Annotated in this window: 16 protein-coding genes and 2 pseudogenes; 12 read left to right on the top strand and 6 right to left on the bottom strand. The window is 71.5% G+C overall.

The genetic code is table 11. The annotated features are described in order from the left end of the window. Positions 1-690: 690 nt before the first annotated feature. Together ACO1BR_RS20845 and ACO1BR_RS20840 are read right to left on the bottom strand one after the other, a co-directional pair. Positions 691-936, bottom strand: coding sequence for a hypothetical protein (locus ACO1BR_RS20845; RefSeq protein ID WP_426796579.1), 246 nt, complete (start codon positions 934-936; stop codon positions 691-693). A gap of 360 nt (positions 937-1296) precedes the next feature. Continuing rightward, positions 1297-1890: a hypothetical protein gene (locus ACO1BR_RS20840; protein ID WP_426796578.1), complete on the bottom strand. Its 594-nt coding sequence runs from the start codon at positions 1888-1890 to the stop codon at positions 1297-1299. Between the two features lie 1138 nt (positions 1891-3028). Here ACO1BR_RS20840 and ACO1BR_RS20835 point away from each other — a divergent pair. The 9 genes from ACO1BR_RS20835 to ACO1BR_RS20795 all read left to right on the top strand — a co-directional run bounded on the left by ACO1BR_RS20835 (position 3029) and on the right by ACO1BR_RS20795 (position 13765). Beyond that, complete coding sequence (locus ACO1BR_RS20835; protein ID WP_426796577.1) at positions 3029-4369, top strand: phenylacetate--CoA ligase family protein; 1341 nt, start codon at positions 3029-3031, stop codon at positions 4367-4369. Between the two features lie 71 nt (positions 4370-4440). Then, positions 4441-5673, top strand: a complete 1233-nt coding sequence (locus ACO1BR_RS20830; protein WP_426796576.1) for an aminotransferase class I/II-fold pyridoxal phosphate-dependent enzyme — start codon at positions 4441-4443, stop codon at positions 5671-5673. A 34-nt stretch (positions 5674-5707) separates the two neighbouring features. After that, positions 5708-6673, top strand: coding sequence for an ATP-grasp domain-containing protein (locus ACO1BR_RS20825; protein ID WP_426796575.1), 966 nt, complete (start codon positions 5708-5710; stop codon positions 6671-6673). After that, positions 6670-7713, top strand: coding sequence for a methyltransferase (locus ACO1BR_RS20820; protein ID WP_426796574.1), 1044 nt, complete (start codon positions 6670-6672; stop codon positions 7711-7713). The genes ACO1BR_RS20825 and ACO1BR_RS20820 overlap by 4 nt, the downstream gene beginning before the upstream one ends. Beyond that, entirely contained in the window at positions 7700-8926 is a 1227-nt protein-coding gene (locus tag ACO1BR_RS20815; protein WP_426796573.1) for a hypothetical protein, read from the top strand. The genes ACO1BR_RS20820 and ACO1BR_RS20815 overlap by 14 nt, the downstream gene beginning before the upstream one ends. A gap of 204 nt (positions 8927-9130) precedes the next feature. Next, positions 9131-10252: a 3,5-dihydroxyphenylacetyl-CoA synthase DpgA gene (gene dpgA / locus ACO1BR_RS20810; protein WP_426796572.1), complete on the top strand. Its 1122-nt coding sequence runs from the start codon at positions 9131-9133 to the stop codon at positions 10250-10252. Positions 10253-10308: 56 nt separating this feature from the next. After that, positions 10309-11046: an enoyl-CoA-hydratase DpgB gene (gene dpgB, locus ACO1BR_RS20805; RefSeq protein ID WP_426796571.1), complete on the top strand. Its 738-nt coding sequence runs from the start codon at positions 10309-10311 to the stop codon at positions 11044-11046. After that, positions 11043-12431: a (3,5-dihydroxyphenyl)acetyl-CoA 1,2-dioxygenase DpgC gene (gene dpgC / locus ACO1BR_RS20800; RefSeq protein ID WP_426796570.1), complete on the top strand. Its 1389-nt coding sequence runs from the start codon at positions 11043-11045 to the stop codon at positions 12429-12431. The genes dpgB and dpgC overlap by 4 nt, the downstream gene beginning before the upstream one ends. Continuing rightward, positions 12428-13765 carry a PLP-dependent aminotransferase family protein gene (locus ACO1BR_RS20795; protein ID WP_426796569.1) on the top strand — a complete coding sequence of 446 codons (1338 nt, stop codon included), beginning with the start codon at positions 12428-12430 and terminating at the stop codon, positions 13763-13765. Before dpgC ends, ACO1BR_RS20795 begins: the two co-directional genes overlap by 4 nt. 13 nt (positions 13766-13778) lie before the next feature. On the opposite strand, the gene ACO1BR_RS20790 is transcribed toward ACO1BR_RS20795, so the two are convergent. After that, positions 13779-16841 carry an amidohydrolase family protein gene (locus ACO1BR_RS20790; RefSeq protein WP_426796568.1) on the bottom strand — a complete coding sequence of 1021 codons (3063 nt, stop codon included), beginning with the start codon at positions 16839-16841 and terminating at the stop codon, positions 13779-13781. A 670-nt stretch (positions 16842-17511) separates the two neighbouring features. Here ACO1BR_RS20790 and ACO1BR_RS20785 point away from each other — a divergent pair. Next, entirely contained in the window at positions 17512-18219 is a 708-nt protein-coding gene (locus ACO1BR_RS20785) for an AAA family ATPase (RefSeq protein WP_426796567.1), read from the top strand. Positions 18220-18241: 22 nt separating this feature from the next. On the opposite strand, the pseudogene ACO1BR_RS20780 reads toward ACO1BR_RS20785, so the two are convergent. Continuing rightward, a pseudogene (locus tag ACO1BR_RS20780) lies at positions 18242-18784 on the bottom strand (alpha/beta fold hydrolase); the annotation flags it as partial. A gap of 53 nt (positions 18785-18837) precedes the next feature. Here ACO1BR_RS20780 and ACO1BR_RS20775 point away from each other — a divergent pair. Then, positions 18838-19113, top strand: coding sequence for a hypothetical protein (locus ACO1BR_RS20775; protein WP_426796566.1), 276 nt, complete (start codon positions 18838-18840; stop codon positions 19111-19113). Between the two features lie 147 nt (positions 19114-19260). On the opposite strand, the gene ACO1BR_RS20770 is transcribed toward ACO1BR_RS20775, so the two are convergent. Beyond that, complete coding sequence (locus ACO1BR_RS20770; protein ID WP_426796565.1) at positions 19261-21642, bottom strand: ATP-binding protein; 2382 nt, start codon at positions 21640-21642, stop codon at positions 19261-19263. Positions 21643-21960: 318 nt separating this feature from the next. Between ACO1BR_RS20770 and ACO1BR_RS20765 the strand changes: the two genes are divergently transcribed. Beyond that, positions 21961-22338, top strand: a complete 378-nt coding sequence (locus ACO1BR_RS20765) for a hypothetical protein (RefSeq protein WP_426796564.1) — start codon at positions 21961-21963, stop codon at positions 22336-22338. A gap of 98 nt (positions 22339-22436) precedes the next feature. On the opposite strand, the pseudogene ACO1BR_RS20760 reads toward ACO1BR_RS20765, so the two are convergent. Beyond that, positions 22437-22613 (bottom strand): annotated as a pseudogene (locus ACO1BR_RS20760) (IS701 family transposase); the annotation flags it as partial. Between the last annotated feature and the right edge of the window lie 8 nt (positions 22614-22621).

The raw sequence follows: 22621 nt of genomic DNA, 5'->3' as shown, positions 1-22621 counted from the left end.
CCCCGCGGCCGGAGTTCGGACCCGGCCAGACTCCCCCTCGGGAAGTCTGCTGTCTCCGGCGCTACGACGAGCCCTGCTGTCGCGCCGGCGGCATGTAGGCATGGGGGAGCCATGGAGCCATTCCCACGCCGCACCGGCTGCCCCGCTGCTCCCCATCCGGCCGCCGCGGCACCGCTTCCCCGGCGGGTTCCCGGCGGACAACCGCGTTGCCCTGTCCGACAGTCGGCGGCTGTCGAGTCCCCCGAAGGGCGGCCTTTGCACAGGTCAGGCGAGCGAACTGGCCGCCATGTCAATGGTGTTGCTGGTCGTAGGCGCTTTCTGCGCACGTGATCAGTTGCCGGACGCCGTGCCAGGCGGAAGCGCGACGCTTACGGTCACGTTCGCGGGCAGTTCCGGTCCGTGCGTCAGAGGGTCCTACGTTGTTCGGGGGATGGATGACCGGCGCTGTCTCCATGTGCTGGATCGAGGCCGCGGTCGAACCCGTGCGCGCTGCGGTCCGCGACCCCGCCGCAGCGGGCCTGCCGGCCGGCGTGCCGGTGGTCGCGGCCGACCTGACCAAGCCCCTCGGGAGGCCGGGATCGAGCAGGTGGTGCTGCTCTCCTCGGGCAGTGTGCTGCTGCCCTACGCCGTCGGTAGCGCGATTGCCGAGGAGCATCGGACGGTTGAGCGGGTCCTGGCCGACTCCGGGCTTCACTGGAACCCGATCCGGCCCCTCGTGCTGGCCACCAACGCGTTGAACTGGTCGCACTCCATCCGCGCCGACGGACACAGGTCCAGCTGGTCCGCGCCGACGGACAGGTCCAGCTGGTCCGCGCCGACGCCGTCGCCGCGCCGATCCATGAACGTGATGTCGCCGCCGTGGCGGTCGCAGCCCTCGGCGGCGTGTACGACGGGGTGGTCAGCGGAATGCTGACGGGACCCGAACTGATCTCCCATCGGCGCTGGGTGGAACTGCTCTCCCGGGTGATCGGTCGGCCCATCAGGGTCGAGGAACTGTCCGACAGGAAGAGCCCGTTCGCATCCGGACGCTCCGCATCACCGCAGGCCCGCTCCAGACCGACGCCGTGGTGTGACTGCGTCGCCGGCCCTCTTCCCGGGGCCCGGGAAGCGCCTCGGTCAAGACCGTGCTGAGCGACGCCGGGGCGGTGACGCCGGCCGCGTCCCGGGACGGCAGGGCACGTTCGCGTCGAAGTCGGTGTCCCTGCACGCCAGGAGCCTGGCCGGCAGTGGGCGCGCGCCTGTGCGCCCGGCGGGCCGGAGGGGCCACCGGGCGGGCATGGCGCGGGGTGCCGGGGCTTACGGGTGGTACTTCTCCTCGACCGTCTCGGCACCGCCGGACTTGGGGTTCATGGTGACGCGGACGGTCACGCTGTTGGTCTTCGCAGCCGTCTCCAGTTGGTTCACGGTGCACTTCGAGGTGCCGTAGCCGTCCCTGCCGATGGTCACGCTGCCGTCGGTGCCGGAGCAGATCGCGGCCGCGCCGAGGATCCGCGTGGCGTTGGAGATCAGGAATGCCTGGTCCATGCCGCCGCCCTGGGGCTTGACGATCAGTTTGCCGGGCGCGAGGTAGTTGAGCGTGCCGACGATCGTGCGGTGGTGACCGGCGTGGGCGACGCCGCCCCCGGTGGAGGCGGGCTTGCCTCCGGTGCCCGAGCCCCGGGCGGCGGACGGCGCCGCGGTGGACTTGCCGCCGTTGTGGCCCTGCGAGTCGGACTTGTCGGAGGAAGAGCCGCTCGTTGGCTGGGCCGAGGCCGAGGGGCCGGCGGCGCCCGCTGTCCCGGAGCCCTGCCCGCAGGCCGTGGCCCCCAGCCCCAGTGCCGCGGCGGCGACGACGGCGGCGGCGAGGCGGCGGCCGGCGCGGCCGCGGAAGCGGTTGGTGGCGGTGTTCATCGGGTCTCCCGTTGCTGTGTTCTCTTGTCTCTCACTCCCGGACGACACTCAGCTTCGAAGACCGGGTTGGCGTTCTGCTAACGGACGGCTAATGCGGTGCAACGGCACACCGAGGCGCGCTTGCCGCCGACCACGTGAGTGGCAGATTCGGAGAGGGAGCGGAACGGCCTGCTCCTTGCCGAGCCCATGCGGTGCAACGGAGTTGGGCTTCCGCCCACCGGAGCCCCTGGCTTCGGCGGGTGGGCGCTCTGCGCGAGTGGAGCGACGTTGGAGCCGTTCGGCATGGGCGGGCGCTGTGCGATTGATGTCTGACTCGTGGGCCCCGCCAGCGTGGCCGTCGCGGCTCGCCCACGACTGTCCGCGTCGGTCCGGGGCGTGCGCGATTTTCTCGGTGCAGCGGACGTTCGGCTATCGCGGACGCCTAGGGGCGGATATCGGACAGCCGGCGCGCCATCGACGGTTCGTCAGTGCGCTGTTGCCGGCTTCGTCGGGGGCGCCGTGCTGCGCGTGTGGCGCGGATGCGCTCCCGGCAGTCGTGCCCTTTCGTCATGTCCGGCCGGCATCCGTCCGATCATCCGTCGTGCCGGTTCGCAACGGGCCTGCAACCGGCCTACAACCGGCCCGCGCTGTGGCAACTGCCCACGCTGTGCGTCTGCGCGTTGCGTGTGTGTCGTGGACCGGTGACGAAGCCGGGCGGGAGAGAAGGGAATGAAGGGTCATGGAGCACGCCACTCCGGTTTATCAGGGGGATGCAGAAGGCCGTACGGGGATACGGGGACACGCTGCCGCCGGGGAAAAGTCGCCGTGGAAGCGACGTGTCGGAGCGGCCGTGATCAAGAAATACGGCTGGAGTGGATTAAGTGTGATCGTTTTTCACGGAATTTGTTCCGGGGGTAAATCAATTCCGTGCGGAAGGGGTTGGAGTGCACGTCAAAGGGGGGCCGCTGCCGTGCGTGCCGGTTGCTGAATAGCGTGATCATGCAGGGTGGTGTATCCGGTTCCGCATTCGACGGCATTCGCCGAAGATCATGTCGGGAGTTGGCTCAATTTCGCTAGCCCGGGTTACTCGGGCTCCGCGTAGCGTAAGCGCCGACGGGCGAAGACAGATGCCCGGTGAAGAACGACGGGGGAAGCGGAAGTGTCGATCTCTGTTCGCCCTTTAAGGGCAAGCAGTTCGGGTGTTCAACTAGCGGACGACCTGGAGGCCCTCGAAGCAGACGAACTCGCGCGCCTGCGTAGCCACAACCTGTTGGCGACGGTGGACGCCATCGTGAAACGTCCCGCCGCGGCAGCCCGATGGCCTGGTATCGAGGACGTCCGTACCGCGGACGACCTGTCCGAACTCCCCCTCATGTCGCCCGACACACTTGAGGACCTGTGCCCGCCCGCGGTGACCGATCTGGTGCTCGACAGCGCCGACAGCGGAATGGTGCTGCGTTCCAGCGGCACCTCGGGAAAGCGCAAAGTCCTCTACCACTCCTGGGAGTTCGACGCCCGGGTCACCCACCTCGGCGCACGGGGCGTACGCGCCGCGCTGACGACGGCCCCGAGCCGGGTGGGCAACTGCCTCTACCCCGGTGAGCTGAACGGGGCGTTCTCCTTCGCCCAGGACCTCACCCGGCGCCTCGGCGCGCAGACGTACCCCCTGGGGACCTCGATGCGCACGGAGGAACTGCTGGAGGTCATCCGCGAACACCGAATCGACACGCTGATCGGATCGCCCGCGATGGGCGCCGACCTGCTCTCCGACCCGGCGAACCTGGCGTCGCTGGCGTCACTGCGGACCTACCTGTACATCGGCGAGAACCTCGGAACGGCCCGCGCGGCGGTCATGACCGAGGCGATCCCCGGATTGCGGGTGCGGTCGCTGTCCTACTCGACCAGCGAGACGGGCCCGATCGGCTACCAGTGCCCCTTTCAGGGCGACGGCACCCACCATGTGCACGACGACGCGATGTTCGTCGAGGTGGTCGACCCGGAGACCGGCGCCGAGGTGGCCGACGGCGAGGAAGGCGAGGTCATCACCACCACGCTGACCGACACCGGGATGCCCCTGGTGCGCTTTCGGATCGGCGACCGTGCGATACGGCACACCACCGGCGGCTGCGCCTGCGGCAGCCCCGCCTCGCGGATCACGCTGACCGGACGCGTGCCCCGCTCGCTCAACGTCGACGGCGCGACGATCTCCCAGGACCTGGTGATGGCTCAGCTGCGCGGCCTCGGAGTGGCCGACCCGGCCGACTGCCAGTTCCAGGTACGGCGCGCACCCGACCGCGGATTCGACGTCGTCCTCCTGCTCGCCGACCGGCTCGCCGTCCGCCCCACCGGCGACGAGGTACTCCGGCGGCTGCGCGAGGGCTACCACCTCGGCCGGGTCTTCGCCATGCCGGGCTTCCGGGGCTTCACCCTGCGGCACCTTCCCACGACGGACTTCGTGCGCAACGCACGCGGCAAGACTCCGTTCTTCGTCGAGCTCTGACCGCCGACCCAAGTCCGGAACCACCCCCCCACTCCGGCACTCGAACGCTCCCACTCATCTGAGGACTGTCTGTGGCCCTGCTGGAGATCTCCAAAAACTGGCTGACCAACCGCCTTGAGAACACGACCGACGCGCTCGCCCTCGCCACCGAGCGCGACCTGACCTCGCACGTCTTCCACTGCCGCCGGGGCAAGGTGGTCGAACTGGCCGACGGCAGTGAGGCCGTCGAGTTCGTCTCCTGCTCCTACCTGGGGTTGGAGGTGCACCCCCAACTCCTGCACAGCGCGAAAGAGGCCATCGACCGCGCCGGCGTGCACTTCGCCTCCGCGCGGACCCGAATGCGGCTGGACGACCTGGAGGAACTGGAATCGATCCTGGACCGCGTCTACGGTCTGCGATCGGTCACGGCCTTCACCTCTGTCGGCAACGTCCACCTCGGCGTGCTGCCGCTGCTGGCGGCCAACGCGCTGCCCAGCTACCCGGTGGCCGAGGCCGGACCGGTGTTCCTCGTCGACCGCACCGCGCACGCCTCGATCCAGGTACTGCGCGGCATCTTCGAACAGATCGGCCCGGTCAGCCGGTTCGACGCACACGACACCGCCGGGCTCGGCGCCCTGCTCGACGAGGCGGTGGACGCGGGACGGACCCCGATCGTGCTTGTCGACGGCATCGGCTCGATGGGCGGGCTGATCGACGTCGTCGAACTCAACGCCCTGACCGCGGCCGCGGGCGGCTACCTCTACGTCGACGACGCGCACGGGATCTCGATCGCCGGCCCCCAGGGCGGCGGCTACGCGCACGAGGCGTTCGGCGCGGACCTGCCCGACTCGGTGATCCTGGTCGGCTCGCTGTCCAAGGCGTTCGGCGGCGCCGGCGGATTCGGCGTGCTGCGCGACCGCGCGGACACCAAGGTGCTGCGCAAGTTCGGCAACCCGCTGATCTTCGGCGGCCCCATCGCCCTGCCCATGGTCAGCGCCAACCTGGCCTCGGCCCGGCTGCACCTCAACGGCGCGGTGGTCCCGTTGCAGGACCGGTTGTGGCAGAACACCGAGCTGTTCGACCAGCACACCTACGGCCGACTGGTCAACGCCGGTGAACGCTCGCCGGTACGGGGCGCGGCCTTCGCCGCCGAGGCCGACGCGCTGGCCGCGGCCGAACGGCTGCGGAAGGCCGGGATCCTGGTGACCCCGGCTTTCTACCCCACCGTCGCCCGAGGTACGGGCCTGGTGCGGTTCGCCGTCTCCGCGCTGCACACCGACGAGCAGATCGCCCGAGCCGCCGAAGCGCTCGGAGAGCTCGACTGACCAGCACCCCATGGACGTACGGAAACCAGGAGACATGACCCGACGGCCCACCGAACCCGTACTGACCTGGATCTGCCACCCCGACGACCTGACGCCCGACTACGCCGCCGCCATCGAGGCGGACATGACCAAGGAGTACACCGCCGCCGCCGAACGCAACGGCTTCACCTTCCGGTTCCTGCCGGCCAACGAACTCGTCCCCGTCGTGGCCGACCGGCCGCGGCTGCTGCACCGCGGCGAGGACCTGCTGGCGCGCCGGCACTGCTACCTCGTCGACGACGTCAGCGCCGACCCGCAGGCCGCCCACTTCCTGCGGGCGCTCTACCGGACGGTGGACGCCAGCGATTCGGTCCTGCTGAACCGGGCGTTGCGGGGCCCCGAGTGCCTGGAGCGCGACAAACTGGCGATGATGCTGCGCGCGGCGAGCCTGGACGTGCCGACCCCGCGGACGGTGGCCGTGCCGTTCGGCCGCTACGCCCGCCAGGCACTGCCCGTGGTGCGCGAGGTCGTCGGCGACGGCCCGTACGTGGTCAAGCCCCGGGAGATGGGGATGGGCGCGGCGGTACTGCGGGTGGACACCCCCGAGCAGTTGTCCGCGGCGCTGGACGTGGTCGCCCAGACCGGCCAGAACTACCTGGTGCAGGAGTGCCTGCCGATCACCGGCGACCTGCGGGTGATGCTGGTCGGCGGTGAGGTGCTGGTCTCGCTGCTGCGCCGTCCGGCCGCGGGCCGGTACCGGGCCAACCTGCGGCAGGGCGGTGTCGCCGAACTGGACCCGGACATCGCCGGCGTACGGGAGATGTGCCTGCGCATCGCCGGGAGCCTGGACGCCGGCTATCTGCACGTGGACTGGCTGATGACCGAGCACGGGCCGGTGCTGGGCGAGTGGGGCACCGCGCTGGCCGGCTTCTCGCTGATGCCGGAACCGGCGCGGACCAAGGTGGCCGACGCCTTCTTCCAGTGGGCCGGTCGCATGCTGACCGGGGTGGGGGAGCGGTGAGCGGCGACGGGGTACGGCGTCGGCTGATCGGACAGATCACCGCCTATCGCACCAGCAAGTGCCTGTACGCGGCGGTCGAGTTGGGCATCCCGGACCTGCTGGCACGGCGCCCGATGACCGCCGCTGAGCTGGCCGCCGAGACCCGGACCGAAGTCGACCCGTTGCGCAGGGTCCTCGATCACCTGGTGGTGGCCGAGGCCCTGGGGCTCGACGCGTCCGGCGCATACGTCGGCACCGAGGCGTCCCGGCTGTTGTGCCGGGAGGCGCCGGACGGGATCGCCAACTGGGTGCGCTGCGAACTGCAGGAGGGCTACTGGCACAGCTGGGACCGGCTCGTGGAGCAACTGCGCACCGGCACCCCGGCGTTCGAGCTGACCCATCAGGAGCGCTTCTTCGAGTGGCTCGCCCGGTCACCGGAGATCAGCGACCTGTTCGACGCGACCATGCGGGACGGTTCGCGTGACCTGGACGGCGGACTGGCGGCGGCCATCACGCTGCGGCCGGGCCAGACCGTGGTCGATGTCGGCGGCGGTGACGGCTCGCTGCTGGCGGCGCTGCTGACGGCCAGCCCGGGGGCGCGCGGCATCCTGTTCGAACTGCCCCGGGAGAAGACCGAGGTGGTCCCCGCTCTGGCCGATCTGATCGCCGGGGGACGCGCCCGGGTGGAGCGTGGTTCGTTCTTCGACGGGGTGCCCTCCGGCGGGGAGGTCCACGTTCTCAAGCGTGTCCTGCACGACTGGGACGACGAGCGGGCGTCGCGCATCCTGGGCCACTGCCGGGACGCGCTGGCGCCCGGCGGACGCGTCGTGGTCGTCGACATGGTGCTCGACGACGACCGGCGCGTCCCCGTAGGGCGGTCTCTGGACGTCCTGATGATGATCCTGATGGCGGGCCGGGAACGCACCGCGGCGGACTTCTCCGCCCTCGGCACCGCCGCGGGGTTCCTCCCTGCCCACGTCACCGCCACCGGGACCCCGCTGTCGGTGGTGGAGCTGTCCCTTCCCGCACCGGAGAGGCCCGAACCCCATGCAGGCCGCTGAGACGACGCCCCCTCAGGCCACGGAGACCAGCGACCGCAGATCGGTCCTGGCCGCGCTGGTGTTCACGTTCGTCACGAACATCGACATGACCACCGTGCTGACCATGCTGCCCGTGGCGGTCTTCGGTGGCACCCGGGTCGCTCCGCTGACGTTCTCCCTCGCCCTGTCCATCCAGGTCGTCGCCTCGCTGATCGGCGGCATCGTCGTACCCGTGGTCTTCCGCGGCGTGAGCAGCGGCTGGCTGCTGTCCGTCTCCGCACTACTGAAATCGGCCGGTTTCGTGGCGCTGCTGGCCACGGTGCACCCGCCGGGACTGTTCGTCTTCGCCGTGCTCGCGGGGTTCGGCCGCGGGGTGTCGAAGGTCGCGGTGCGGGTGCTGCTGACCGACGCCACCGTGGAGAAGGACCGGGCCAGGGCGTTCCAGCTGTTCTTTGTGATCATGAACGTGGCGCTGCTGCTGGCTCCGCTGGCCGCCGAGGCCGCCGACCGGTTCCACGTGGCACGGTACGCACTGGTGCTCCTGCTCCTGCTGGAACTGGCGGGCGGTGCCTGGGCCGGCGCGAGCGCGCGACGGCTGACCTCGGACACCGGGAAGGCCAAACGGCTCGCCGTCGGAGGCGGCCTCGGGCTGCTGCTGCGCCCCGGACCGGTGGCGGTGTTGGCGTACACGCTGGTCGCGTACTTCGCCATGGGGTTCATCATGGCCATGTTCCTGCTGTACGACGAGGTCAACCCGGCCTTGTCGGGCTACCGGGAGCTGTTCCTGAGCTTCGAGCCGCTGGCGCTGATCGTGATCCAGCTGGCGATGATGCCGGTCCTCGCCCAGACGGGCCGCAGGGCGGTGTACGCCGGGGCCGCGATCACCTGCGGGGCGGGGGTGCTGCTGTCGTTCACCTCGTCGCTCGTCCTGGTCCTGCTCGGCCTCGCGCTGTTCGCCTTCGCCGAATGTCTCGCGCTGCCGCAGTCACAGGTGGACGCCGGGAAAGCCGTGGCCAAGGAGCAGGTGTCCGCGATGCTGTCGCTGGTCACCATCATGAGCGCGGTCGGCGAGATGGCGGGCAACGTGGCAGCCGGCTGGATCGTGCGCAACGCGGACGACCTGCTGCCCTCGGCGACCACGTCGGCCATGGCGGTGGCCGCGGTCGTGCTGGCCGGCTTCGCCGCCGCCGGATACGGCATCGACCGAGCCGTCTCCGCCCGAGAGGTGGCATGACGCGAACACGGTGAACGCGACACGCCCCTTCCCGCCGGCGGCCCGCCCGACGGCCTTCCCACCAGACTTCTCGCCAGGAGAGGAGGAGACGGCATGAGTACACCGCAGAGCACCGGCGCCATCGCGGCCAGCCTCCGCATCCCGCGCTACCGCGGCTTCGCGATCCTGGCGCACTGACCCCCGACCGCACAGACCGGAGAACACATGACCGTCATGCTCGCACCTCCCCAGACCCAACCGGCCGTGCACAACGGCACGTTACTGTCCGGAGCGCTGCCACGGATCCGCGCCGTGGGCACCGCGGTGCCACCCGATTCGTACACCCAGCAGGACATCCTCGACATCTTCGGCGTCACCGACGAGCGCATCCGTTCCGTCTTCCTCAACAGCGCGATCAACACCCGGCACCTGACCCTGCCGCCCCCCGGTCCGAACCGCGAACGGCGCGTCGAGACGCAGGGCGAACTGCTGCGCAAGCACGTCAGCACCGGAATCGACATGGGATCCCGGGCTCTGGAGACCTGCGTGAAGGAAGCGGGAGCCGGCCTCTCCGACATCCGCTACCTGTGCTGCGTCACCTCCACCGGCTTCCTCACCCCCGGCTTCAGCGCCCTGTTGATCCGGGAACTCGGGCTCCGGGTGGACTGCTCCCGACTGGACGTGGTCGGGATGGGCTGCAACGCCGGGCTCAACGCCCTGACCGCCGTGGCCGGCTGGGCCGCCGCACACCCGGGCCAGCCGGCCGCCATGGTGTGCGTGGAGTCCTGCTCCTCCGCGTACGTCTTCGACGGCACCATGCGCACGTCGGTCGTCAACAGCCTCTTCGGCGACGGCGCCGCGGCAATCCTCGTCGAGGCCGGCGACGCGCCCGGCCAGGACACGAGCGGCCCCGCGCTGGCGGGCTTCTCCAGCCGGATCATCCCCGAGGCCGCGGACGCCATGCGCTACGACTGGGACGACGACGAGGGCAAGTTCAGCTTCTTCCTCGACCGCGACGTGCCCTACGTGGTCGGCGCCCACGCCGAGGAAGCCGTCGATGCGCTGCTGGCCGGGGCGGGCCTGCGCCGGACGGACGTCGACCACTGGCTGGTGCACTCCGGCGGCAAGAAGGTCATCGACTCGGTCCGGGTCAACCTGGGCCTCACCAAGCACGACGTGCGCCACACCACCGGCGTGCTGCGCGACTACGGCAACCTCTCCAGCGGTTCCTTCCTGTTCTCCTACGAGCGCCTGGTCGCCGAGGGAACGGTGGCACGGGGCGATCTCGGGGTGCTGATGACGATGGGTCCGGGATCGACGATCGAGACGGCACTGGCGCGATGGTGACCGCGGCGGACACCACGAGGACCGACACGGCGACGCAGCGAAAGGACGCACGCACGATGACCCGCAAGAACGATTCCCCGGCCGACCACCAGGCGGGCACGGACGGCCAGGCCCCTCCCGGACCGGCCGCCGGCCACCGGGTGCACACGCACGGCCAGCCCCTCCCCGAGCTGATCGCCGACCTCGACGCCGCCCGGGAGCGGGTCGAGGACGCCGGCGCGGGCGCGGTGCTCGTACTGGCCCTGGGGCCCGCCACGACGGCGCCCTGGCCGGGCCCCGGCGTCGCCGTGCACGAGGTCAACAAGTGGGAGCGGGCACTGCGCCGGGTCGAGCGGCTGGACGCGCCGGTCATCGCGGTGGCCGAGGGGAGCTGCGCCGGGCCCGCCGCGGACATGCTGCTGGTCGCCGACGTCCGCATCGCCCGCACCGACCTGCGGATCGCGCTGCCGCGCAACGACGACCGCTGCTGGCCGGGCATGGCGCTGTACCGGCTCGTCCACCAGTACGGCGTCGCCCGGAGCCGGCGCATCGTACTGGGCGAGGCCCAACTGACCGCCGAACGCGCCCTGGCCATGGGCCTGGTCGACGAGGTCACCCACGAGCCCCAGGTGGCGCTCGACGCGGCGCTGGCGACGCTGCGCACCGTGTCCGGGACGGACTGGGCCATCCGGCGCCGGCTGCTGCTGGAGGCCCATGACGCCAGCTTCGAGGACGCTCTGGGCGCGCACCTGGCCGCGTGCGATCGCGAACTCCAGCGGTTGCGCGCCGGTGAACTCCGGGAGGTGCGTCCATGAGCGCCGACGCCCACCTGCCCACCCCCACCACCGGCACCGGCGCGGACCTCGGGCTCGCCCCCGAACCGCCCCTGACCGGGAACCTCGGCGAAGACGCGGCGGCCCTCGCGGAGTACGCCGCCGCAGCAGACCGGTCGCTGGCTGCCCTGCCGCCCCGCCCCGAGCGCGAGGCGCCACAACAGGCCGTGGCCGAACGGGTGTTGGCTGCGGCCCGCCGGCTGCGCGCCATCTTCCTGGACCGGCACGTCGAGGCGGTGTACGGCCGCCTGACCGGTGACCGGACCCACCACGTCCGGCTCCCGGACCTCTTGCGCGCAGCCGGTGAGCAGTGGCCCGGACTGGTCCCCACCGAGGCCCAACTCGACGCCGAACGCAAGCACATCCAGGCGCACAAGGAGGGACGGGAGATCGACCAGGGGCTCTTCCTGCGTGCGGTACTGCGCGATCCCGCCTCCGGTGCCCATCTGACCGACGCGATGCGGACACCTTCACGGCGGGCGCTGGCCCTGCTCGCGGACTTCACCGCGACCGGCCGGGCCGAGCTGGAGTCGGTCCTCGTCGAACGCCGGGGCCCCGCCGCGCACCTGACCGTGCACAACGAACACTGCCTCAACGCCGAGGACGACACCCTGATCGCGGACATGGAGACCGCGGTCGACCTGGCGCTGCTCGACGACCGGGTCCGCGTCGGCGTGCTGCGCGGCGGGGTGATGACGCATCCGAAGTACGCGGGCCGGCGGGTGTTCAGCGCCGGAATCAACCTGCGTCATCTGCACGAGGGACGCATCTCCTTCGCCGGCTTCCTGATGCAGCGCGAACTGGGCTACATCAGCAAGATCCAGCGCGGCCTGCACCGTCCGGACCACGCCGGTGCCGGGACGCACCACCCCGGCGGCGCCGTCGCCGGGAAGCCGTGGGTGGCCGCCGTGGACGCATTCGCCATCGGCGGTGGCATGCAACTGCTGCTGGTCTTCGACCGTGTGATCGCCGAGCGCGACGCGTTCTTCGCCCTTCCCGCCGCACAGGAGGGCATCGTTCCGGGCGCGGGCAACCTGCGTCTGAGCCGCTGCGCCGGCGCCCGCCAGGCCCGCCGGGTGATCCTGTGGGGCGACCGGATCACGGCCGGCGACCCGGGCGCCGCGGCGGTGTGCGACCAGGTCGTGGCGCCGGAGGAGATGGACACCGCGATCGAGGAGGCGGTGTCGGCTCTGGACAACCCGGCCGTGGTGGCGAACCGGGCGATGCTGACGCTGGCCGAGGAACCTCCGGAACTGTTCCGTACCTACATGGCGGAGTTCGCCTACGTACAGGCGATCCGGCTCTACAGCCGCGACGTCATCGGCAAGGTGGACCGCGCCTGGTCCCGCGCGGGCGGTCGGCCATGAGTGCGGCGCCCGGCTTCGCGCTGGCCGGGGGAGACCTGCACGCCAGCCTGGAGAACCCGGTGCTCGGCTCCGTCGCCTTCCTCAACGAGGTGATGACGCGCTACCCGTCGGCGATCTCCTTCGCCCCGGGCGCCCCGTACCTGGCCCACCTGGCCGACGTCGACGTCACCGCGTACGCCGCGCGCTACGAGCGGCACCTGGTCGAGGACCGGGGCACGACGGTCGAGCGGGCCCGGAACCTGCTGCACGAGTACGGGCCGAGCCGCGGCCTCATCAACGATCTGATCGCCGCCGCGCTCCGCCACGACCAGGGCATCGACGTGCCGCCCCGGTCCGTGGTGGTCACCGTCGGCGCCCAGGAGGCCATGCTGCTCACCCTGCGCGCGCTGTGCCGCTCGCGCGACGACCTGCTCGCGGTCGTCGAACCCGCCTACGTCGGCATGACGGGCGCCGCCCGGCTCCTCGACGTCGACCTCGCGCCGGTCCCGGAGACCGCCGACGGGGTCGACCTCGACGCCCTGCGCGGTGCCTGCGCGGCGGCGCGCACGCGAGGACGGCGGATTCGCGCGCTGTACGTCGCCCCGGACTACTCCAACCCGTCGGGCAGTGTGCTGGACCTGGAGACCCGGCGGCGGCTGCTGGCCGTGGCCGACCAAGAGGACCTGGTGCTGATCGAGGACTCGGCCTACGGCTTCACCGCGCCGCCCGGCCGTGCCCTGCCCTCGCTCAAGGCGCTCGACACCGACTGCCGGGTGGTCCACCTCGGTACGTTCGCCAAGGTGTGCCTGCCCGGCGCCCGGGTCGGGTTCGCCGTCGCCGACCAGCCGGTCGTACGGGCCGACGGCACCGGGGGAGTCCTCGCCGACGACCTCGCGGTCCTCAAGGGCATGGTCACGGTCAACACCTCGCCGCTGTGCCAGGCGGTCATCGGCGGGATGCTGCTCGCGCACGGCGGGTCGCTGTCCGCGTTGGGCGATGCCACCTCGGCGCACTACCGGCGCAACCTGGCGCATCTGCTGGCCGCCCTCGACCGCGAGCTGGGCGGTGCGACGCCTCCCGGCGTGCGGTGGAACAGCCCGTCCGGCGGCTTCTTCGTCCGCGTGCGGCTGCCCGTCCGGGTGGATACCGCTCTGCTGGAGTGGTGTGCCACGGAGTTCGGCGTGCTGTGGACCCCGATGGAGCACTTCTACCTGTCCGGGGGCGGGACCGACGAACTGCGCCTGTCCTGCAGCTATCTGACGCCCGACCGGATCGACGAGGGGATCGGGCGGTTCGCGGACTTCGTCCGCGAGGTCGCCGGCCCGCCGCGCCGAGGGCGGCGGGCCCTGCCGTAGACCGGCGCCGGGTTCAGCGCGGCGGCGCGCAGGAGCAGGACGTCTCGACCCAGCCGGGCCGGTGCCAGTCGTGGCTGAAGTCCGCCTGCGCGCCCCGCAGCGGCACTGCGGTACGGTTCCGCGGCACCGTCGTGGCCGCCGCGTGCCGGAACGGGTGGAGCAGGTCGTCCACCGTGTGCGGCCGTCCACCGGTCACGACCATGCGCACGGCCGCCGCGGCCCTGACGTCCGCCAGCGGATCGCCCGCCACGACGGCCAGATCGGCGAAGCGCCCCGGCTCCACCGTGCCGAGCCGGTCGGCCAGCCCCAACACCCGCGCGGAGTTCGCGGTGGCCGTGCGCAGGACGTCGTAGGTGCTCAACCCACCCTGCGCCAGGGCCCGCAGGTTCAGGTGCATCGCCAGTGCCGGGGTGTCCAGCGGCGCGTCGGTCCCGGCCACCACCAGGCCGCCGGCCGCGTGCACCCGCTTGAGCAGGTCGACGGCGCCGGCCAGCAGGAAGCGGAGGGTGTCCGCGGCGGGCCCCACCGCGTTCCGGGCCAACTGCTCCACCAACTCGTACTCCCAGACCGGGAAGAGCGCCTTCGTCCGCGGGTCCTCCAGCAGCGACCGGTCCTCGGCGTACAGCACGGCGGCGTAGATCAGGGTCGGGGTGATGGGCATGCCCGAGCGCGCGAACAGTTCGACCACACCGTCCGAGGTACGGCCCAGGCGGCTCACCGTGTGGGTGTAGCCGAGCCGGTTGCCGCCGCCGACGTGCTCCATCGCGTCCAGGCCGGTGTGCGCGGCCGGGTAGGCGTAGTGCGAGGTGACCGGCACCCCCATCCGGTGGGCCCGGGCCACGACCGGTTCGGTGAGCGCGACCGGGAGCCGGATGTAGCACTTGAGCAGGTCGTAGGCGAGTGCCTCGGCCCGGGACAGTTCCAGGTCCAGCTGCGCCGCCGAATGCACCGGGCGCATCGCGTTGTACAGCACCCGGTTGCCGTCCAACGCCTCGCCGGTGCCGAGGAAACGCGGCATGACCCTGACGCCCGCCTCGGACGACTCGCGGGTCTCCACCATCTGGTAGACCGGGTCGGCGACCGAGCGGGCGGTGGTGACGCCGTACGACAGCCACAGCCTGCCCTGGCGGTCACCCCACCCGCGGCCTCGCATGAACCAGTGGGTGTGCAGGTCGATCAGCCCCGGAATGACGGTCAGCCCGGTCGCGTCCACGATCCGGCCGCCGACGGCCGAGCCGGCCGGTACGACGCCCGCGACCTTCGTCCCCTCGATCACCACGTCGACATCACGGCGCAGTTGCCGGGAGACGCCGTCCCACAGCGCACCCGCCCGCAGCACGAGTCGGTCGGTGCCCTCGTGCACCCGGTACGTCAGGGGGACCGGCACGGTCCGCGGGGTGCCGCCGGCCAGCGGCACCGTGCGCAGAAGGCCGTTGGACAGGTACATCAGCGTCCGGCCCCGGTCGCCGAGCGAGACCGCGTCGGTGACCTCCCGGGTCAGCTGCCGTGCCGGCCCGGTGGCGCGGCCCGCGCCGTCCACGGGCAGCGCCCAGGCCGTGCTTTCCATGACGAACACCAGACTCCGCCCGTCCGGCGTCCAGACCGGGCCGTCGTCGCCGCGGGTGGCGACGGAGCGGTGCGCGGCGGGTTCGGCGTAGGTCGTGGTGCCGGTTTCCAGATCGACGGTGAGGATCTGGTTGGTGCCGGACTTGTTGCGCAGGGACGCCGGTCTGACGGCGGCGACGGCGAGGCTGCGGCCGTCGGGCGACCAGGCCGGCCGCCCCGGCTGGAACAGCGCCGGCAGCACCTGCCGCACCGACCCGTCGGAGACCGTCAGCACCCATAGGGCACCGTCCGCGTCCTGGTAGGCGATCCGGCCGCCGTCCGGCGACCAGCGCGGGGTCAGCGCGCCCCGGGGCACGTCGGTGAGCTGGTGGGAGGATCCATCGGCCAGGTTCAGCCGCCACAGGTTCGCGGTGCCGGAGCGGTCGCTGCCGTAGACGAGGCTCGTGCCGTCCGGGTGGAAATCGGGGTCGGTGTTGAAGAACCCGTCCGACACCCGTGCCTTCGGCCTGCCGCCGACCGGCATCACCCACAGCGCGTTCAGCGCCCGGAACGCGACGCTGTGGCCGTCGGGGGACAGGACGGGGCTCGCGATGCCGCGTACCGGGCGCGGCGCGGGCGAGGTGAGGTCGCGCACCTGTCTGCGGTAGTCGCGCGCGGCCAGCGGCAGGGCCGCCGTGAACGGGATCTCGCGGACGGAGCCGTCGACGGTACGGCGTCGGACCAGGCCGTCGGCGGTGTAGACCAGCTCGGTGCCGGACAGCCAGGTGGGAGGGAACCCGAAGACGTCCTCGCCGGAGGTCAGGGTCCGCTCGCCGACGACCAGGTCGGCGGTGCGGCCGGTGAACCGGGTGTAGGCGAGCCGTGTGCCGTCCGGGGTCCAGGCCGGCCCGCACAGGGTGGTGCCGGTGGGCGCGGTCACCGCCGTACTGCGGGTGCCGCCGGCGAGTTCGACCACGTCGATCGCCGTGTCTCCGACCGTGAAGGCGATCCGACGGCCGTCAGGCGACCAAGTCGGCGTGATCTCACGGGCCTTGGCGGTGGTCACGCGGCGGCTGGTTCCGGCGTCCAGGTCCATGACCCAGATGGCGTTCGTGTTCTCGGCGTCGGAGGCGAAGGCGATGTGCCGGCCGTCCGGCGAGAAGGCGGGCTCCTGGTGGTCGGCGGGGTCGCCGGTGAGCTGCCGCAGCCCGGTGCCGTCGGTGTTGACCAGCCACAGCTGGTAGTACCCGTCGCAGAACGACTGGAAGACCAGGCGCTGCCCGTCCGGCGACCAACTCGGTCGGCTCGCGTCCTGCGCGTCCCCCGTGAGGCGGCGGGCCCGGCCTCCGCCGACGGGGACCAGCCAGACCACCGTGAACAGGTCGAGTGCCAGCCATCGCCCGTCCGGAGAGACCGCCGCGGCGAAGTTCGTGCCCGACGACACCGTCACCGACGGCTCCCGGTCACCTTCGTCCCGCGCCTGCGCGGGAGCCGCCCAGCCCAGTGCGTCGCCCGCCCACAACGCGCCCACCCCGGAGGCTACTTGCCCGCCGCGTTTCAATAACTGCCGCCGGTTGAGACCTCTTGCCCGGAGGTGATCGTCCGTCACCTGGCACCGTCCCTTTCGAAAGAACAGTCGAGGAGCCCCATTCTAAGGAGACTTGCCCGACCTCACAGCAGAAGTCCCCGATGATGCATGGCAAGTTGGGCACCCGGCGCTCGGCCGCAGCCACTCGTGGCGGCGCCGGGGCTGACCAGGATCTTCCGCTTCCGCTCGGGGGCGGTGGCGCGACCGTAGGACGAACCCGCGGCGGTGCGCGGGAACCATCCAAGAGCCTGAGACGTCAGACGGGCGTCGGGCAGCGCGTGCCAACTCGCCTATACAGCAGACGTGTTGCGGAGGTCAGTGGTGGCCAGGTATCTGAAGGTGTCCCGCCGGTTGAAGTACGGTTCCTCCCGTTCCGAGCTCCGCCCCGAGGACTTCACCGACGAGGGCAACGATGACGGCGGCCAGGCTGGAGTGCGCGAACCGCGCAAACCGCTTCCCGACGGTCCGGGCCCGATGGCTCTTGAACCTCCCAGAGGTTGAGTGGGTGTCCTTCGCCCGCAGTCGGAAGAGCGATCACGCCGCCGGTGCGAGCGGGGGCCGCGACCGGGGATCGGCACGTCTTGATCGATGTGCCCTGTGAAAGACTCGCCACATGATTATCGAACGTGCGTACGCTCATGTGGCCTCGCGGAAGGATGAGGAGTGGCCCTGGTCCGTGCCCTGTGTGCGGGGGCTGCTGGCAGACGGACTGCGTTTCACCGCGCCGGTGACTTTTCTCGTGGGCGAGAACGGCTCGGGCAAATCGACCTTGGTCGAGGCCCTCGCGGAGGGTTTCGGTCTGGACTCCTGGGGCGGCTCGCATGACTGGCGCTATGCCAGTCACCGCCCCAAATCGGTGCTCGGCGAGAAGATCCGCTTCGACGCTGCACCGCGGGGGCGGCGCATGTTGGGCAGTTGGTCCGCCCGCAAAGGGTTCTTCCTGCGCGCCGAGACGGCCCTGGACGCGTTGGGCCGGGAAGGGTTCGCGCCGGATTCCGTCAGCCATGGGGAGGGCTTCCTTGCCGCGTTCCGAGGAAAGTTCCTGCAGCCGGGGCTGTATGTGATGGATGAGCCGGAGGCGGCGCTTTCCTTCGCCTCCTGCCTGGAACTGCTCGGCCATCTCGACCAGCTGGTGAAGAACGGGGGCCAGGTCATCTGCGCCACCCACTCTCCGTTGCTGACCGCGCTGCCGGGTGCGGACGTCATCGAGGTCGGCGAGCACGGTATGCGCCGGGTGGGATGGGACGAACTCGCCCTGGTCGACCACTGGCGCCGCTTTCTCGCCGCCCCGCAGTCCTATCTGCGCCATCTCCTCGATTGAGGAAGGTGTCAAGTGCCGTCGGTCAGGCGCCCTGCAGGGCACGAGCGGTTTCTTGGGCGAACGCCTCCGCGTTGTCCAGCATGATGTTGTGCCCGCAGTTCGGGATGGACACGATGGAGACCCCTGCTTCGACGAGTTGCTTCGTGGCGGCGAGCGGGTCGTCGTGTTCGGGCCGCAGGTAGGTCCGTGGAATGGGCAGGCTCAGCAGCAGCTCACGGACCGTGGGCTCGGTGCCGCGGGCGAGGTGTACGGCGCTGCGGTGGAGTGCCTCAAGGCCGGCCAGTCGCATCGTGGACCACCAGTGCGGTCCGACGGCTTCGCGGACTTCTTGCCATCCTCCGTCGAGGAACTCCTCTTCGGTGTAGGCGACGATGCCACGTGTGCCCGGCCAGCCGCGCCTGGGGGTCATGGGGTCGAGGTTGGCGTCGACCAGGACCAGGCGGGAGACCAGGTGCGGGTGGCGATGGGCGAGCACGACGGCGACCGCGCCGCCCATGCTGTGCGCGACGACATCGGCCGCCCGGAAGCCGGCCGCCTCAAGGGCCGTCGCGAGGGCGTCGGCGTGGTCTGACGAGGGACGAGACGAGCTGGCGGCGTCGACTGCGCGAAGCCCGCGGCGTGCAGATCAGCGACGAGAACCACTGGTTCACCGTCCTGGCCTTCCTGCGGCAGCTCGATGACCCGGGTCCGCAGACGGCTGTGCTGCGGCGCCGACTGGACTTCCTCCGGGAGCCGAGCAGCTTCTTCTACGAGGGCGAACGACCCCTGGGGGCTGAGGAGTTCGATGATCCGTTCCGGCAGGGCATCCTGCAGATCGCGCGTGCGACAAGCCAGGCAGAGGTGCGCTGGTTGAACGCGACCCTGAAGGCACTCGCGCATCAGGACCTGCGCTGACGGAGGTCGATGACGGGGTGGTGGCCCAGGGCGCTCCGGGCTCGTGCAAGCTGCCCGCCCCCTCGACGCCGACCCGCCTGCCGGACGGCGGGCTGCGCGGGGAGAGCGAGGGGGCGGACGGTCGCCGGTGCACGTGGGGGCCGGCTGTCAGTGCCCCGGGGCCGGGCCCTGGCTGAGAGCGTCCAGGAACGCGGTGAGCTCGGCGGTTTCGGGGGCGCTCAGTTCGCCGTGGATTGCGAGCGCCTGCTCGGCGTGGTCGCGGGCGGAATCGGGGTCGTCCGGGGCCAGGGTGTAGGCGATGCCCTGGTGGGCGCGGGCGATCTGCGGGCTGCTGTCGATGGCGCGGGCGATGTCCAGCGCCCGCTGGTGTCGACGGCGGGCGGTGTCGCGGCGGCCGGCCGCGTGGTAGGTGGCACCGAGGTCGTTGAGGACCTCGCTCTCGGCGCGCCGGTCGCCCATCCGGCGGCTGAGGGAGAGCGCCTGTGCGTGGTGGTCCACAGCCTCCCCGAACTGTTCCAACTGCCGGTATCCGGTGCCCATGTTCGTGAGGGTGAGGGCCTCGCCCCACGGGTCACCGATCCCCCGGTAGCGGTCAAGCGCCCGCCGGTGGTGGTCGAGAGCCTCCGAAGCCCGCCCCAGCCGGGCGTAGACCGCGCCCAGGCTGGTCAGGCTCAGGGCCTCGCCCCAGGGGGCGTCGACTCCGCCGTAGAGGGCCAGGGCCTGCTGGTGCAGGTCGATGGCTTCCTCGCTCTGCCCCAACTGCCCTTGAGCGATACCGAAGTTGGTGAGGATGACGGCCTCGCCCCACGCGTCGCCGATCTCCCGGCACAGGGCCAGCGCCGCCAGCCCCCGGTTGAAGGCGTCCTCGTAGCGCCCGGCGTGCCAGCAGGCGACGCCGAGGCTGGTCAGGATCTCGGCGTGGGCCAGGCGGTTGTCGAGGTCCCCAGTGGCGGCCAGGGCGAGTTCATGGGTGCTGACCCAGTCCAGGGTGCGCCCCCGGATGTCGAAGAAGTGCTGGAGGACATGGGTGTACTGCCAGACATGCTCGTTCCTGCCCCGCGCGGCGGCATGCGTGATCATCGCGACGAGGTTGGCGTGCTCGGCCTCGTACCAGGCCAGGGCCGAGGCCCGGTCGCTCACGCGCGGGGTGTCGGCCGGCGGGTAGGCGACCTCGAAGGGGAGCAGCCGCTGTCCCGGCGCCACGAAGGGGCGGGCGTGCAGCGCGGTGTGCAGGTAGTGGTCGAGGAGCCGGAGTTCCGCCTCTTCCCGCAGTGCGGGGGGCTCGGTCTCGTGCAGGACCTCCTGGGTGTGCCGGCGGAGCAGATCGTGCAGTTGGTAGCGGTGGGGTTCGTACTGCTCCAGCAGGTGTACGTCGACGAGTTCTTCCAGCCACTGCCGTGCCGTCGCCACGTCCGTACCCGCCAGGGACGCGGCCGCGTACGCGTCGAGATCGGCGCCGGGGTGCAGGCCGAGCAGCCGGAACAGCCGCTGATGGCCGGGGCTCAGGCGCCCATAGGAGAGGGCGAAGGCCGCACTGACCGCCTGCTCGTTGCCGCCGGGGCCGGACCGGCGTCGGCCCGCGCGGAGCTCGGCGGTGAGGTCTCTCACTGTCCACGCGGGCCGGTGGGCGAGCCGGGCCGCTGCCATCCGGATGGCCAACGGCAGGTAGCCGCACAGCTCGGCGATCTCGGCGACGGTCTCGGGCGCGTCGGCGACCCGGTCGTGTCCCGCGATCCGGGCCACCAGTGCGCACGCCTCCGCCTCGGGTAGCACATCGAGCGAGAGCGGGACGGCACCCTCCAGTGCCAGGAGCCGCCGCCGCGAGGTCACCAGCACCGCGCACGAGGCGGAGCCGGGCAGCAGTGGACGCACCTGCGCCGCGTCGGCGGCGTTGTCCAGCACGACCAGCGCCCGCCAGTCCGACAGCGTGGTACGCCACAGGGCCGACCGCTCCTCCAGGGTGTGCGGGATGCGTGCGCCGTCGACACCGGCCATGCGCAGCAGCGCCTCCAGCGCCGAAGCCGGGCCCACCGGGTCGAACCCCGGGGTGAAGCCGTGGAGGTCGCAGTAGAACTGGCCGTCCGGGAACCCTCCGGCCATGAGATGGGCGGCGTGCACCGCCAGCGTGGTCTTTCCGACGCCCGCCATCCCGTCGATCGCCGAGACCACCACCGCGCTCGCGGTGCCGCCACCGACCAGCTCCGCGAGCCGGGCCACCTCGGCGGTGCGCCCGGTGAAGTCCGGTATGTCATAAGGCAGATACCGTCGGCGCCCAAGGGAACCGGGCTCCGCCGTCCCCTCCGGCGCGTCGGCCGCGACCGTGGTGAGCAGGAGCCGTTGGTCGTCCGCCCCCAACCCGAGCGCCTTTGCGACCTCCCGTACCGAGGCCAAGCGGGGCACCCGTCCCTGCCCGGACTCCAGCGCCCGGATGGTCCGGGCCGACAGCCCGGCCCGCTCCGCCAGCTCCTCCTGGGTCAGCCCGGCCCGCCGTCTGTAGGCGCGCAACACTGTGTCGAACCGTTCCGGCATGCCCTCTCCTCGCCCCGCGGGCCCGGACCGTGCGGCCCCGGGCCGCACGGCTTCACTTCCGATGAGGCACTGTCGCCGACCGGGGAGAACGTCCGCTAAACGTCCGCTGGACGTCCTGTCGGCAGCGCGGGACGGACGGCAGCATCATGCGTGCCCCGCTTCCCAGGGGGCACGCGGAGTGCCGCACTGCGGTCAACCCGCAACGGGGGAAGGTCTGTTGGAGCGCCGCGAGGTCGTCACGCGGCCGACGTGTCTTCCTCATATTCCGATCCGCCGTCGGAGGGGACGCCGCCGACGGCCCGTATCTGAAGGAGCACGGTGAACACACCGCGAAGAATCGTCGCCGCCGCATCCGTCCTCGCCGCGAGCCTGGGTTTCCTGGGGATGACCTCCACCTCGGCCTCGGCCGACGACGGGGTCCGCGTCACCAAGAAGGCCGCAGCCGCGTCGGACTGCGCCTTTGCCGTCTTCACGCCCGGCAACAAGTACTGCTACAACGACGCAGGCAGCTACGACATCGGCCCCATCACGGGGGTCAGTCAGGTCTGCGTCTACTCCGGCTGGGCGGTCTACGCCTGGGCCCCCAACCCGGGAGAGCCGCACCAGCGCAAGCTCCAGCACGCGGCTGACCAGTGCGACGACTACAGCAACGTACCGGGCAACACGGTCGTCGACTGGGTCGAGCTGCACCCCTAGCAGACAAGCGAGGGCCGAGCAGGGCCCCGCCACTCCGGTCCAGGAGCGGCGGGGCTCCTCCGCATCCGGGCCTGGTCGCCGGCACCCAACTCGGTCACCGCATCCCACCCGGCCCTGGACGGCAGATGCTGCAAGCCGTCCTGGGTCGCGCTCCTCGCCTGCTCGGCGAGCGTCCGGCCGTTCTGGCGCGGTAGGTCCGACAACAGGCCAAGCACGAACTCCCTTGCCTGGCGCCGCGGTTCCACCCGCGCGAACCGCGGCGCGACGCGGCCCATCAGGGACG

Origin of the sequence: Streptomyces sp. YGL11-2 (assembly GCF_050054615.1) — a bacterium.
GTDB lineage: Bacteria > Actinomycetota > Actinomycetes > Streptomycetales > Streptomycetaceae > Streptomyces.
Note: the sequence above shows the minus strand (reverse complement) of the source record. Positions and strands in the feature narration are given on the sequence as shown.

Bases quoted from the DNA above. Each gene is read 5' to 3' on its own strand.
- ACO1BR_RS20845 (WP_426796579.1), bottom strand. From the start codon at position 936: ATGGGAGATCAGTTCGGGTCCCGTCAGCATTCCGCTGACCACCCCGTC.
- ACO1BR_RS20840 (WP_426796578.1), bottom strand. From the start codon at position 1,890: ATGAACACCGCCACCAACCGCTTCCGCGGCCGCGCCGGCCGCCGCCTC.
- ACO1BR_RS20825 (WP_426796575.1), top strand. From the start codon at position 5,708: ATGACCCGACGGCCCACCGAACCCGTACTGACCTGGATCTGCCACCCC.
- ACO1BR_RS20815 (WP_426796573.1), top strand. From the start codon at position 7,700: ATGCAGGCCGCTGAGACGACGCCCCCTCAGGCCACGGAGACCAGCGAC.
- dpgA (WP_426796572.1), top strand. From the start codon at position 9,131: ATGACCGTCATGCTCGCACCTCCCCAGACCCAACCGGCCGTGCACAAC.
- dpgB (WP_426796571.1), top strand. From the start codon at position 10,309: ATGACCCGCAAGAACGATTCCCCGGCCGACCACCAGGCGGGCACGGAC.
- dpgC (WP_426796570.1), top strand. From the start codon at position 11,043: ATGAGCGCCGACGCCCACCTGCCCACCCCCACCACCGGCACCGGCGCG.
- ACO1BR_RS20795 (WP_426796569.1), top strand. From the start codon at position 12,428: ATGAGTGCGGCGCCCGGCTTCGCGCTGGCCGGGGGAGACCTGCACGCC.
- ACO1BR_RS20785 (WP_426796567.1), top strand. From the start codon at position 17,512: ATGATTATCGAACGTGCGTACGCTCATGTGGCCTCGCGGAAGGATGAG.
- ACO1BR_RS20770 (WP_426796565.1), bottom strand. From the start codon at position 21,642: ATGCCGGAACGGTTCGACACAGTGTTGCGCGCCTACAGACGGCGGGCC.